The following is a 13,034-nucleotide window of genomic DNA, read 5'->3' as shown; positions in this document are numbered from 1 at the left end:
CGTATCAATCATTTCCTCTTCAGGGCGGATTTGATTTCGCGGAGCTCGGGGGCTTTGAGGCCGAGGGCGAGAATGAAGTAGGTGGCGCCACCGGTTCCGACGGCGAGGGCCACGGAGGCGATTTGTGCCATTTTGGCCGGCAGGAGGTTTTGAAGGAGGGGTAGGGAGTGGTGGGCGACGACCCAGGCGGCCACGGCCATGAGCAGGGCGCTTGCAAGGCAACGTAGGAAGCTAAGCAGAACGGCCCTCCATTGGATGCCGGGAATGCGCTTGGCGAGTAGGATGCCCAACGCCGCCATGCCGAGGGCTTCGGCGACCACGGTGGAGAAGGCCATGCCGGCGTGCTTCCAGTAGGTGGGGAGGGTGAGGATGAAAATAATGTTCATGGCCAGATTCAGCACGACGATGCCGATGCCGATGCGCACCGGGGTTTTGGTGTCCTGCATGGCGTAGAAGGCGGGCACAAAAACCTTGGCGGCGCTGAAGACGATCAGGCCGGGGGCGTAGAACATCAGTGCGCGCGCGCTGAGCAGGGTGGACTGGGCGTCGAAGCTGCCGTTCCATTCGAAGATGGCCCGGAGAATGTTGGGAGAAAGCACCAGCAGCCCGAGCGAGGCGGGGATCATAATGAACGCGAGGTGGCGCAGGGATTGGCCGATGGTTTCGCTCATGGCGCCGTGGTCGCCTTTAGCGGCGTGGGAGGAGAAGGTCGGAAGCAGGACGGTGCCCATGGCGGTGGCGATGACGCCGAGGGGGAAGTAAATCATGCGTTCGCTGTAGAAGAGCGCGGCGGGGGCCCAGGCGCCGATCCACATGGCGAGCATGCGGTCGATCAGCACGTTGAACTGGGTGACGGCCATGCCGAGCGCGGCCGGGCCCATGAGCAGCAGCATCTGCCGGATGCGCGGATCGTTCCATCGGCTGGAAAACTTGAAGGGGCAGCCGAAGCGCTTGAGGGCGGGCATTTGGATGGCCACCTGGGCGGCGCCGGCCAGCAGGACGCCCCAGGCCAGCGCTATGGCGCGGGCGTCGGGCTCTTTGCCGACCAATGGAAAGACGAGCAGCATTACACCGATTAAAATCAGGTTGAGCAGGCACGGCGCAAAGGCCGAGGTGGCGAAATGCTTGTAGGAGTTGAGCACGGCCATTGAAAGCGCAGCCAAGCAGATGAACAGCACGTAGGGGAACATGATGCGCGAAAGCGCGAAGGTGGTCAGCCATTTTTCGGAAACGCCGGGGACGTTGAGCCCCACCGAAAAGATCAGTACGCCGACGATGGCAATGGCGCTGAGCAGCGCCGCGATCATGGTGACGACTTTGGCGGCCATCTCCCACGCGGCGCGGTCGCCCTGTTTGGTGCGCGTTTCAATGAAAACCGGAATGAAGGAGGCGGAGAGGGCCCCTTCGCCGAACAGGCGGCGGAACAGGTTGGGGATGGTGAACGCCACAAAAAAGGCCGACGCCAGCAGGGAGGTTCCAAAGTGGTAGGCGATGATGATATCGCGCAGCATGCCCAGCCCGCGGCTGAGCAGCGTAAAGCTTCCGACCACGCCCGCCGAGCGGATTACTTTAGCGTCCTTCAACCAGTCCCCCTTTGTTTTGGTTGCGTTGGTTCCACGAAAAAACTAAATGTAGGTGATTCAAAACGGCAGTTCAAAACAGAACGGATTCAATTTATGAATAATCCAGGCACAATTTTAATGGGCGACGGCGATGCGATCAGGACTTCCTACGCCGAAATGAGCCAGCAACCGGTTGATTGGGATCTGAGCGATAAGGCCGTGGAACCGCTGCGAAAACAGCAGACGACGCTGGCGAATTCCACTTCGATCTCTGGGCCAGGCACCTTCATGGGCAAGGCTACGCGGACGATCACATTCGAGCCCACCGATATGGAAGGGTGGTGGCTCGACCGCACCGACCTGCCCGGCTCGCTGCCGATCCGCGTGGGCATTTCCAATGTTTGGACCACCGGCCAGATCGTGAGCAATATCGTGCTGCGCAGCGGCAACCCGCACAACTATGTCCGCATGGTGGAGCATCTCATTTCGCTCCGCATGGGCATGGGTGTCGACAACCTGATGGTGAAGCTCGATTCGGGCGATCCGCCGCTGTTCGAGCGGGGCAGCCTGGATCTGATTGAAGCCCTCGACCGATGCGGCAGGGTCACGATCGACAAGCCGGTGCAGTATGTAACCGTGAAGGAGCCGGTGACCGTCGGTGGAACCTACGGCGATTTTGTGACGCTCGCACCGCCCGACGATTTGGAGAACCCGCAGCTCACCGTCGATTGCGCCATCAACTTCAACACGGCCATCGGCCAGCAGCGCATCATCTTTCCGGTTTGCGAAGAGCTGACCCGCATGGCGTCGGTGGCCCGCACCAACACCTCGCTGACGAAGGTGATCTACTGCGCCACTCTTGGCCGGCTTTTCGCCGACGTGCGCAACCTGGGCTACAACACGAAGAATGTTTCTATCGCCGGGAAAAGCAAATACATGAACGAGCCGCGCCTGCTGCACGAAGGAAAGGCGCTCGAGGCCGCATGGCACCGCGCCGTGCTCGACCTGCTCGCGGCCATTGCCCTGATTCCCAACGGCCAGTTTGTCGGCAAGATCAAATCCTACAAAGCCGGCCACCGCCTCGACTGCGAGCTCATCAAGCAGCTGTATCTGAACCAGGTTGTGGTGCCGCTGGAGGAAATGAATGGGGCACATTAGAAAGGGTTTTTTAGCGTGTTTCATTTTTCTTTTATTTGTCGGTACCAGCCTTGGAAATAGTTTCTACGTGGATGCAACGGCTGATGCTTCAGGAGATGGAACGAGTTGGGAGCAGGCTAAGAAGACGATCCAGGCCGGAGTTGATTTAGCAATAGACGGCGATACCGTTTGGGTGGCGGACGGCATTTATTTCTTAGATATTCCGGTGGTGATAACGAATGGGATTCTCGTTAAAAGCGTGAGTGGCCCTGAATCGGCCACAGTTGATGGGGATGGCGTGACTTCTTGCTTTAACCTTGGAGACGCGGCATGTGTGATTTCGGGATTTCGCATTGCCAATGGAGTGACAAACTACACTACGGAAGGCGATGACACTCCTGGGAATGGCGGAGGTGTTGCTTGTTCCGGTACGCAACCGATCGTCACAAATTGTGTTCTTATCGGCAATCGGGCAGGAACCTATGGCGGTGGCATGTATATGGGAACGGCGGTTGATTGTGTTTTTCGCGACAATACGGCCCGCAAGGGTGGTGGCCAGTTCGGGGGGACGGCATGGAACTGTACCTTCATGGCTAACTCAGCAGGCACCGGTGGTGGAGGCATGGCGGGTGGAACGGCCTTTGACAGCGTCTTTCTTGAAAACACGACAGTTTACTATGGTGGCGGGGTTGCTGATGGCTTGGCAAGCAATTGTAGTTTTGAGGCCAACTCGGGAGGATTTGGCGGGGGGATGTACGCCGGTGTGGCGGATCGTTGTGTTTTTCGGTTTAATCGCGCCAAATCTGGAGGGGGAATCGAGCAGGGCGAAGCAAACTATTCTGTTTTCAGTGCGAACGAAGTGCTGTTTTCAGGTGGGGGCATGTCTGGAGGAGCGGCAAACCATTGCACCTTTAGCGGGAACAAGGCCCAGTATGGCGGGGGGATGAGTTCTGGAACGGCCAGCAATTCCATTCTATGGCACAATCAAGCCGACTTAACAGGCGCTAATCTATACGGGACTCTTGCGGCTTATTGCTGTTCCCCGGACGTTGTGGATGGCGCCGATGGCTGCATCACCAACAACCCTCGACTTGTTACGGATTCGCATATCGGAGGCACATCGCCATGCATCGCGGCCGGGCAGGTCTTGTCGGTCGCTGGTGTGGATATTGATGGGGAGGCATGGGCAATCCCCCCGTCCATGGGATGCGATGAATACCATGGGCCTGAATCGATGGTCGAGCCGGTATTCATGTCGTTGCAAGGGGCCACCAACTTTGCAACGGGGTTCCCTATTGAATTCCAAGTCACCATCCAAGGTCAAGCCGCGGCAAGCATGGTTGATTTTGGGGATGGTGCTTCGGCAACAAACATACTTGGATGCATATCCCATCAATGGAGTGATCCCGGCGACTATGCCATTGTCCTTTCGGCGATGAACGGAGCTATGCCAGACTATGCTCGTTGCACCCAAAACGTTCATGTTGTTTCCAGCGATGAAAGCATGATTTACGTTTCGCCGAACGGAACCGCCCAGAACGATGGCAGTAGCTGGATGTCTTCAAAAGGAACAATCCAGGGAGGGGTGGATTCCCAAGGGGTCTTGGGCGGCGTGGTAATGGTCAGCAATGGAACCTATTCGGTGGGCTCGGCGATTGCGGTGGCGAAGGGGGTTCGGATTAAAAGCCTTTTGGGTGCGGCATCCACAATGGTTGACGGGAACGGATCGAGCCGCTGTTTCGATCTGGGAAGTTCGCAGTGCTCCATTGATGGGTTTACTATCCAGAACGGCTACACGCTCAGCAGTGGCGGAGGTGTGTTCTGTTCAGGTTGCGTTCCCGAAATATTGAACTGCGTGCTGATAGGGAACCAGGCGAAATATGATGGAGGAGCCCTGCATGGCGGCAGGGCCGAAAACTGCCTTTTCGTTGGAAACAGGGCAAAGGGCGGTGGTGCCATAAAATTAGGAATAGCTCAAAACTGCACGTTCAGCGGGAATGCAGCAACCTATGGTGAAGCTGTTTACGTGGGGAGATTGATCAATTGCATAGCTTGGCCTGACTCTGTGTCAGGGAACCCGCTGGCGACGAGTGCTTGCTGCTTTAGTGATCCGATCTTTGGGAACACAAATGCAGGAGATTATGGCTTATGTGTTGATTCACCTTGGATCGATGCCGGCATTGAAACCTTTTCGACTCAAACCAAAGATGTTGCGGGAAACCCGAGAATATTTGGTAGTTCAATCGACCTTGGGGCATATGAGTTTCCTTTCACGCGCAATGCCCCCGTTGCCGTGCCGACTCGATGGATGGCGGAGCATGGATTCGATGGAGATTTCGATGCATTGGACGACCAAGACAACGACGGCATGTTCACATGGGAGGAATATGTTGCCGGAACCCACCCGTCCGATCCTTCGTCCCTTTTTCGTGTTGGGATAACAGGGAGCACTTCGCGACAGGTCGTTTCTTGGTTCCCGTCAATCGCGGGCCGAAAGTATCTTGTGCAAGGAACCGATAACCTGATGGACGGTTTCGAAAATCTAATGGAAGTGGATTTTGCGCTTGGCTCATGGACGAACAATATGCTGGACCAGCAGGGATTCATCCGGATATACGCAGAACTGGAATAGGAGGAGCAAGATGAAATCGTACCGCAAAGAACTATGGTTCGAGGCGCCGAAGCGCCGCCAGATCATCCACATCACGCCGCAGATCGAGGAGTGCCTGCGCGAGTCGGGCATCCAAGAGGGGCTCTGCCTGGTGAACGCGATGCACATTACCGCGGCGGTGTTCATTAACGACAACGAGGGCGGGCTGCATTCCGACTATGAAAAGTGGCTCGAAAAGCTCGCGCCGGAAAAGCCCTATTCGCAATACGCCCACAACGGCTACGAAGACAATGCCGACGCCCACCTCAAGCGCACCGTTATGGGGCGCGAAGTGGTGGTGGCCGTCACCAACGGCCAGCTCGATTTCGGCCCGTGGGAGTCGATCTTCTACTACGAGCTCGATGGCCTGCGCAAGAAACGCGCGTTGGTGAAGATTATCGGCGAGTAGGTTCTACCACCAGGTTTCGACCTGCATGCCGGCGGATAGGCCGTGCGTATCGCTGTTGTAGGATGACGAGGCCACCTCGCCTTTAAAGTCGCTATCCCACCACGCGTAGGTGAAGAAGGCGCGGATGGCCGGGCGGCTGAGCACGGTGGACTTCGGCGTGATTTGCGGGGCAAAGGTCAGTTTGTAGACGCCGCCGCTGTTGCCTCCGTCGGTGTCGGTGTAGTCGTATCCCGCTTCGGTGGCCAGCGAGAAGTAGCGGTTGAAGTGGTAGATCGGGCGTGCGCCGAGAGAGGCCCATTTAACTTTGCTGGGGCCGGAAACGCCGTAGTCGCTTTCCTCGTAGAGGGCCAGCCCATGAAGGGACCATTTTTCGTTGATGTCATAGGTGATGTCATCGAGCACTCGCCAGGTTCGAGCGTTATCTGTGTCGATGAAGTCCGAGTTGGGGTTGGTGAGGTCTAGCCCGTTAGGAACCGTCATCTGTGCGCGGAAATTGGCGGCCGCGCCTGTGCCGTACTGGAGGCTTAGGATGTTGCTCCCGGTTTTCTTGACGGGGGTTTTGTACATCAGACTGATCGCCGCGCCGTTGCTGTCGTCGACTTCATGGTCGATTCCGTCCTGAGTAAAGGTGTCTCCGGCGAAATTAGCCAGCGTGAGAAACACGTCCAGCGTGCCTCCGGGCATCACGGTGTCGGTGAGGGCAAAATCCAGACTGTTCTTGTTGAAGTTGTCGTCGGGGTCTTCGAATGCGCTTCCGTCGGAGTCGAGCTCGTCAATGGAGCCGCCCAGCCAGGCGATCGCCAGCTTAGAGTTCTCGCCGATGCTTATGCCTTCAACCCCGCCGCCGTAGCCGCTCATGTCGCGGTAGTAGAAATCGTTCATATGAACGTCATATCGGGAATAGAAGCGTTGGCCGGCCCAGAAACTCATGTCTGGACTGTCAGCGACGATGCCGGTTGCGACAGCATAGGCTTCGCGCAGCGACGTGGTGGAGTCGAAATCGTTTCCGTTGGAAATCGGGACGGAATAGGCCAGCGTGATAATGGTTTCGAAGCTGACATCCTCGCCGGCGTCTTCGGGGGCGGTTCGCGTGAGGAAGGTGGTTTCTAGATAGCTGTCGTCTTCGTTGCCCAATCGGTATTTTGCGCCGGAGTTCGGGGCTTGGAAGGTCGACATTGCACCGCCGCTGTCGTCCACTCCGTATCCGGCGCGCATATACCCATGAAATTCAAAATCGAGCGTGGCGCGTGCCAGCGTGTTGCGGATGGTGGCCAGTTCTTCCTCGGTCAGGGTGGCTTCCTGTTTTTCGGCAACCTCCTGTTCCAGAGCCTGAATGCGGGCGTCCGAGGCTTGCTTGTAGGCCTCGAACTCTTTGCGCAGGGCGTCGGTGTTTTCGGCGGCGTGTGCGGATAGTGCAGCGAGCATCGTGCAGACTACTAGTCTCTTCATGTCATCCTCCGGTTGAATTTACCGAAGTATAAATAAATGCAACTGGTTATCAAGAATTGAACGCGCTGGATTTTTCGGAGTGCAGGATTCCGAGGAGGCTTTGAATTCGTGCTATTCTTCGAGGATGTAGATGTAGCCGCCGGAACGCCGCCGGAACTGGCCCGTGGAAAGGTTGCCGTCGTCAAAGATCGAGTCGATGTGCCGCATCTGATCGGTGGTTCGGTTCGGCGTGTGGACCGATACGCCGGCGGCAATGCCGAAGACGCCAAAATCCCAGTCCCACGTGCCACCGATTACGGTTTCTTCCGTCCACGGAAACTTATCAAGATAGGATGCCATGCCGTCGGGCATTTGCCGCGGGGTCTTGTCTTTGGGATATTCACCGTTGTTGAAAGCGTACCGCACAAACGCATGGCCGGCGTTTTGGATTTCACAGGCGAAACGCCGGTCGCGCGTGTTTTTCCCCGCCAAAAGCATATTGGGAATGGCAATCGCAGAAAGCAGGCCAATGATGGCGACCACAATCATGATCTCCACCAAGGTAAATCCACTCTTTAGTCGTGTCGTTTGCATACCAGTAAATATGGAAGCATTATAGGTGCCATCTTTAAAAGTATAGGGCATTAGCCGCTATTGACACCACCGGTTTCGCGGAAATGAGAATCATTTCTGTTCTGGCGAGTGCTGCAGCAAATCGTAGAGTTGGCGGTAGTAGCCGTCGTGCGCCATCAGTTCATTGTGCGTGCCTTGGTCGACGAGCTCGCCGTGTCGCATCACTAGAATGCGGTCGGCGTGGCGGATAGTGGAGAGGCGGTGGGCAATCACGATGCTGGTGCGGTTGGCCATCAGTTTGGCGAGCGCGTCCTGAATCAGCACTTCGGTGGCGGTGTCGACGCTGGCCGTGGCTTCGTCGAGCACGAACAGCAGCTCCGGATTCTGCGCGAGCGCACGCGCCATCACCAGCAGCTGCTTTTGGCCGAGTGAAAGGCCCTCTCCACGCTCATTCAACACGGTGTCATATCCTTCGGGCATGGCTTCAATAAAGTTGTGGGCGTTGACGGTCTTGGCGGCGTGAATGACCTCCGCCCGGCTAATGCCCGGTGTTTGAAGGGCAATGTTGTCGGCGACGGAGCCGGTAAAGATGAACGGATCCTGGAATACATAGCCCAACCGGCCGCGCAGGTCGTGCTTGTTGAACTGGCGCACGTCGATGCCGTCGATGGTGACGGCGCCCTGCTGCACGTCGTAGAAGCGTCCGATCAGGTTGATGATGGTGCTCTTGCCGGCGCCGGTTGCGCCGACGACGGCGAGCACCTGGCCGGGCTCGACGGAAAACGAGAGGTCTTTGATCACCCAGTTGTCGTTGTTGTAGGCAAACCATACCTTGTTGAAGGCAATTGTTCCGGCAATCCGGTCGGGCGCTTCGGTTTGGGCCGGATCCTGAACTTCTTCCTCGGCATCGAGCAGGGCAAAGACGCGCTCGATCGAGGCCATCGCAATCTGGAACGAGCCGGCTTTGTCCGAGAGCGATCCGAGCGGGCGGAAAAAGTCGCGGATGTAGGCGAGAAAGGCGACAAAGATGCCGAGTGTGATGGCTTCCGAACCTTGGAGAAGCATCATGCCGCCGACGGCGAGAATCAGCAGCACGGCCAGCGCCTGCCCGCCTTCTACGGTAGGAAAGTAGAGGCTGAACCAGCGGACCTCGTCGAAGTAGGCCGAGCGGAGCTTGGTGTGGCGTTCATCGAAATCCTCCATGGCGCTGGCTTCGCGGTTGAAGAGCTGGATGGTGGTCATGCCGGTCAGGCTTTCCTGCAGGAAGGCGTTCAGGCGCGACTGCCGGTCGCGGATGTCGCGGTTGGCATCGCGCAGCTTGGTGTTGACGTAGAACATGAAGGCGAACAGCAGGGGCAGGGTGGAGAAGATGGCCAGCGAGAGCCACGGGCTGATGTAAATCATGTAGCCCATGATGCCGAACAGCATGAACAGGTCGGCAATGCTGCCGACCACGCCTTCCGTCACAAAATGCTGCAGCCGCTCGATGTCGGAGGTCACGCGCGTCATCAGGGTGCCGACGGCGGTGCGGTCGAAATAGGCCTGATGCATCCGCAGCACCTTGCGGAAGACTTCGAGCCGCAGGTCGTAGATGATTTTCTGGCCGATCCACGCCGTGAGCATCGCTTGGAAATAGCGCACCAAATGGCCGATGCCGGCGATGGAAATATAAATCACGCTCAGCCTCATCAACAGTTCGATCCGTTCGTCGGCGGGCGCGTCTGCATTCATCAGGCACTGGTCGGTGATGCGCTGGATCAGCACCGGCAGAAAGTTGATCGAGAGCGCCGTGAACGTGATCATCGCAAACGCGAGAATCAGCCAGCGCCAGTACGGCAGCGAATAGGCAAGGAGGCGTTTGGCCATGTTCATGAGCCTTCCTCCAGCTTTTCTTCGAGCTGCTGCATGGTGTTGAGCTCGGCATAGTAGCCGGGCTGGCGGATCAGTTCAGCGTGGGAGCCGCGCTGGGTGATGCGCCCGTCTTCGATGACGATGATCTCGTCGGCATAGTGCAGGGTAGAGATGCGGTGGCTGACGAACAGCGTGGTGCGCTCGTTCATCACCGGCTGCAGCTTTTCCATGATGGCCGCTTCGGTCTGGGTGTCGACGGCCGATAGCACGTCGTCGAGAATCAGAATTCCGGGGCGCCGCGCAATGGCGCGGCTGATGGCGGTGCGCTGGCGCTGCCCGCCGGAGAGGGTTACGCCGCGCTCGCCGAGCATGGTTTGGTATTGCTCGGGAAAGCTTTCAACATCGCTGCGCAGATGGGCGACTTCCGCTGCCCAGCCGATCAGGTCTTTGTCGGGTTTGACCACGCCGAATCCAATGTTGTGTTCCAAGGTGCGGGAAAAAAGCACCGGCTCTTGCGCCGCGAAGCCGATCATCCCGCGCAGCTGGCCAAGGGGAAGGTCGCGGACATCGGTTCCGCCCACCTTGACCGCACCGTTGGTTGCATCCATCAAACGCGCGACCAGCGAAACAAGCAGCGTCTTGCCGCTGCCGGTCGGGCCGGTGATGCCGAGCGTCGTTCCAGCAGGGATTTCGAGGAAGACATTGTGAAGGAATTCCCGGCCGTCGATGGTTAAGCCAACGTTGTGGAATTCAATCGAAGACGATGTTGAACCGCAGAATGTCGAACAAGGAATATCGAACTCCGAAGGCGAGCGGCCATCCACTTCGACATTCTGCGGTTCCATGTTCTGTGATCGAAATTCATCCGGTTCCACGTTCGAAGTTCGATGTTTAATTTTTGGTTCGCGGTCGAGAATTTCGCGAATCCGATCCCAGCTGACCTTGCCTCGCTGCATCAGGCTGGTGGTCCAGCTGAGCGCGAGGAGCGGCCACTGCATGTAGAGCAGGTATTGAATAAACTGCGTCAGCGTGCCGAGCGTCAGTTCGCCGGCGATGATTTTGCGCCCGCCGAGATTGAGGATGAGGATCATGCCGAGGCAGAACCAAAACGCCATGAATGGCCAAAGGCTCTGGCGCGACGCCTGCATCATCATGGTCTTTTTAATGAGCCCGCTGTTGAGCTCCTCGAACTGCGCATTGCGCCGGCGCTCCAGCGCAAAGCCCTTGATGCAGCGGATGCCGGAAAAGCTTTCCTGCGAAAAATTTGAGACCTCGGAGACGTGCTCCTGCAGATCCTTCTGCCGAACGCGCATCACGCGCAGGATCAGGAAAAAGATGCCCACCATGGGGAGGTAGAGCGCGACAACGAGGAGCGCAAGCGATGGTTCCGTCAGCGCCATCACGATCGAGGCCAGCACCAGCACCGCAACCGTGCGGATGCCCTGCAGCAGCCCTTGGCCGATTGCGTCGCGTACGAGGTTGACGTCCGACGACATACGCGTCATTAGGTCGCCGGTGCGTTCGCCCCGGAAATATTCCTGGTCGAGTCCGGTCAAATGTTCGAATACATCGGCGCGCAGTTCATACTCAATCTTGTGCGAAAGCTTCAGCGGAATTTTGCGCAGCAGACGGGAAAACACCACCGACACCACGCCCAGCCCCAGATACGTGGCGAGCAGGCGCACCAGCGCCGCCTGATCCAGCGAGTGCTCCGTCAGCCCGTCGATCACCAGCCGCATGAGGTAGGGCAGATAGAGGTTGATGCCCACGGCCACCAGCACGCACGCCAGCGTCGCAAAAATTTCTTTGCGATAGGGGGCGAGGTAGTGGCTAAGTCTGGCTGCGGGCTTGCTGATCGTTCTTCTCCATTGCGAGCGCTCTACGGTATCGCCTGTGTTTGGGAATGCAAGCCCTCTTCTTTATACATGAGAAACATTATCATGAAAAAGACAATAAATATATCAAGAATTTGTTCTGGACGGAGTTTAATGAAAACATTATTAAACGACACGTTGCTTATCTTGGGGCTGAAGATCGCGAAAATGAGATTTTTTCATGGCCATTTCGGAATGCAGCCTCGGAGTTTGACAGGGATGGCTTATGCGCATTAACAAGGAGAAGTGAGATGAAAAGCTGGAAGATAATTATCGGCGGATTGGTTCTGGTGCTGTGTGGCTCGTTGACGCAGGCGGCGATCGTGGTGCCGGGCGCAGACGGCTCGGACGGCGCACTGCTCGTTGCCGAGAATACGGTGATCGATCTCTCGCTGGCAACCACGGGCGAGTGGGACGATGCCGGCACCGGGGACGGGGTCTACGACTCGAACAAATGGGCGGTCGTCTTTAAATATTCCAGCGTGGTCGTCTCCAACGGCGTCACGGTGTCGTTCGCAAACCACCCCAGCCGCGCGCCGGTCGTCTGGCTGGTCAGCGGCGATGTCACGATCGACGGCTCGGTGAATTTGAACGGACAGAGCTATCAAACCGCGCCGGTTCACGCCGAGCCGGGGCCGGGCGGATTCCGCGGCGGCGTTGGCACCTATAGCTCCGGAGCCTATTCCAGTCCGGGCTTTGGGGTTGGCGGCGGCCAACAAAGCGGAACTACGGGCACCGCGGGAAGTTATGGGACGGCGGGCGGCAGTGGTCCGTCGGCCTATGGAAACCAATCCTTGCTTCCGCTCATCGGTGGTTCCGGCGGCGGCGGGGACGATGATTACAGTGGCGGCGGTGGCGCAGGAGGCGGTGCGCTTTTGATTGCATCCATGCAATCCGTATCCGTAGACGGTTCAGTTGTGGCCAACGGCGGCGCAGGCCGAAACGCTGGCTATCCCAACAACGACCAGACCGGCGGTGGAAGCGGTGGCGGCATCCGCATTGTGTGCGACACTCTTGAGGGAGCGGGAGTATTGGAGGTTGAAGGCGGATATGGCTACCTGACCGGCGGGCTCGGCCGAACCCGGCTCGAACGGGTCGTGAATGCCAACACTATTGATGTTAACGCGGAAGCCACGCTGAGTCTGCTCACGCTGCAACCCGGCGCCACGGCCATGGTTTGGCCTCCGTCGAATGCACCGACCGCAAAAATCATATCGATTGGCGGCGGCGCGGCGCCGGGCGATCCGCTGGTCAGCTTCGGCACCCATGGCGCTGATGTAGTGGTTACCCAGACCAACACCGTCCAAGTGGTGGTCGAAACCTCCAATGTTGAAACCTCCTCCGTAGTGGTGGTGCGTTCCACGCCCCGCTTCAACCAAGCCTATTCAACGGCCAACGCAACGGTCGCTGAAGTTGTTACTCCCGATCCGCTGGTGGTCCGGTGGGTTGCGGACCTCCCCGTCGGCTCCGGCTATGGCGCCATGCAGGTGCGGGTAATCCGTCCGTAGCTCGAGTTCCATGGCCGGCAGTGCCGGCCAAACCCTTGCGGG

Annotated in this window: 9 protein-coding genes; 4 read left to right on the top strand and 5 right to left on the bottom strand. The window is 57.9% G+C overall.

Translation table 11 applies throughout. The features are described from left to right. Nucleotides 1-8: 8 nt before the first annotated feature. Nucleotides 9-1,583, bottom strand: coding sequence for a murein biosynthesis integral membrane protein MurJ (murJ, locus tag SCARR_RS16380; protein WP_136062746.1), 1,575 nt, complete (start codon nucleotides 1,581-1,583; stop codon nucleotides 9-11). A 93-nt stretch (nucleotides 1,584-1,676) separates the two neighbouring features. Here murJ and SCARR_RS16375 point away from each other — a divergent pair, with 93 nt between their 5' ends. The 3 genes from SCARR_RS16375 to SCARR_RS16365 are packed head-to-tail and all read left to right on the top strand — an operon-like array spanning nucleotide 1,677 to nucleotide 5,758. Then, nucleotides 1,677-2,720, top strand: a complete 1,044-nt coding sequence (locus SCARR_RS16375) for a UDP-3-O-acyl-N-acetylglucosamine deacetylase (RefSeq protein ID WP_136062745.1) — start codon at nucleotides 1,677-1,679, stop codon at nucleotides 2,718-2,720. Further along, entirely contained in the window at nucleotides 2,707-5,331 is a 2,625-nt protein-coding gene (locus SCARR_RS16370) for a choice-of-anchor Q domain-containing protein (RefSeq protein ID WP_136062744.1), read from the top strand. Before SCARR_RS16375 ends, SCARR_RS16370 begins: the two co-directional genes overlap by 14 nt. A 10-nt stretch (nucleotides 5,332-5,341) precedes the next feature. Then, a complete protein-coding gene (locus SCARR_RS16365; protein ID WP_136062743.1) occupies nucleotides 5,342-5,758 on the top strand; it encodes a secondary thiamine-phosphate synthase enzyme YjbQ in 417 nt (138 codons plus the stop codon). Nucleotides 5,759-5,761: 3 nt separating this feature from the next. Here the strand turns inward: SCARR_RS16365 and SCARR_RS16360 are convergent, their stop codons facing one another. The 4 genes from SCARR_RS16360 to SCARR_RS16345 all read right to left on the bottom strand — a co-directional run bounded on the left by SCARR_RS16360 (nucleotide 5,762) and on the right by SCARR_RS16345 (nucleotide 11,400). Then, nucleotides 5,762-7,207 carry a maltoporin gene (locus SCARR_RS16360; protein WP_136062742.1) on the bottom strand — a complete coding sequence of 482 codons (1,446 nt, stop codon included), beginning with the start codon at nucleotides 7,205-7,207 and terminating at the stop codon, nucleotides 5,762-5,764. Nucleotides 7,208-7,318: 111 nt separating this feature from the next. Continuing rightward, nucleotides 7,319-7,780 carry a type II secretion system protein gene (locus tag SCARR_RS16355; protein WP_136062741.1) on the bottom strand — a complete coding sequence of 154 codons (462 nt, stop codon included), beginning with the start codon at nucleotides 7,778-7,780 and terminating at the stop codon, nucleotides 7,319-7,321. 90 nt (nucleotides 7,781-7,870) lie between these two features. Then, nucleotides 7,871-9,631 (bottom strand): ABC transporter ATP-binding protein, encoded by a 1,761-nt coding sequence (locus SCARR_RS16350; RefSeq protein WP_136062740.1) that lies wholly within the window; start codon nucleotides 9,629-9,631, stop codon nucleotides 7,871-7,873. After that, the gene (locus SCARR_RS16345) at nucleotides 9,628-11,400 is read right to left on the bottom strand and encodes an ABC transporter ATP-binding protein (protein WP_281281222.1); all 1,773 of its coding nucleotides are present in this window, start codon (nucleotides 11,398-11,400) and stop codon (nucleotides 9,628-9,630) included. Before SCARR_RS16345 ends, SCARR_RS16350 begins: the two co-directional genes overlap by 4 nt. 335 nt (nucleotides 11,401-11,735) lie before the next feature. Here SCARR_RS16345 and SCARR_RS16340 point away from each other — a divergent pair, with 335 nt between their 5' ends. Then, nucleotides 11,736-12,992, top strand: a complete 1,257-nt coding sequence (locus tag SCARR_RS16340) for a hypothetical protein (RefSeq protein ID WP_136062738.1) — start codon at nucleotides 11,736-11,738, stop codon at nucleotides 12,990-12,992. Nucleotides 12,993-13,034: the final 42 nt, after the last annotated feature.

This window comes from Pontiella sulfatireligans, from assembly GCF_900890705.1.
GTDB classification, from domain to species: domain Bacteria; phylum Verrucomicrobiota; class Kiritimatiellia; order Kiritimatiellales; family Pontiellaceae; genus Pontiella; species Pontiella sulfatireligans.
Note: the sequence above shows the minus strand (reverse complement) of the source record. Positions and strands in the feature narration are given on the sequence as shown.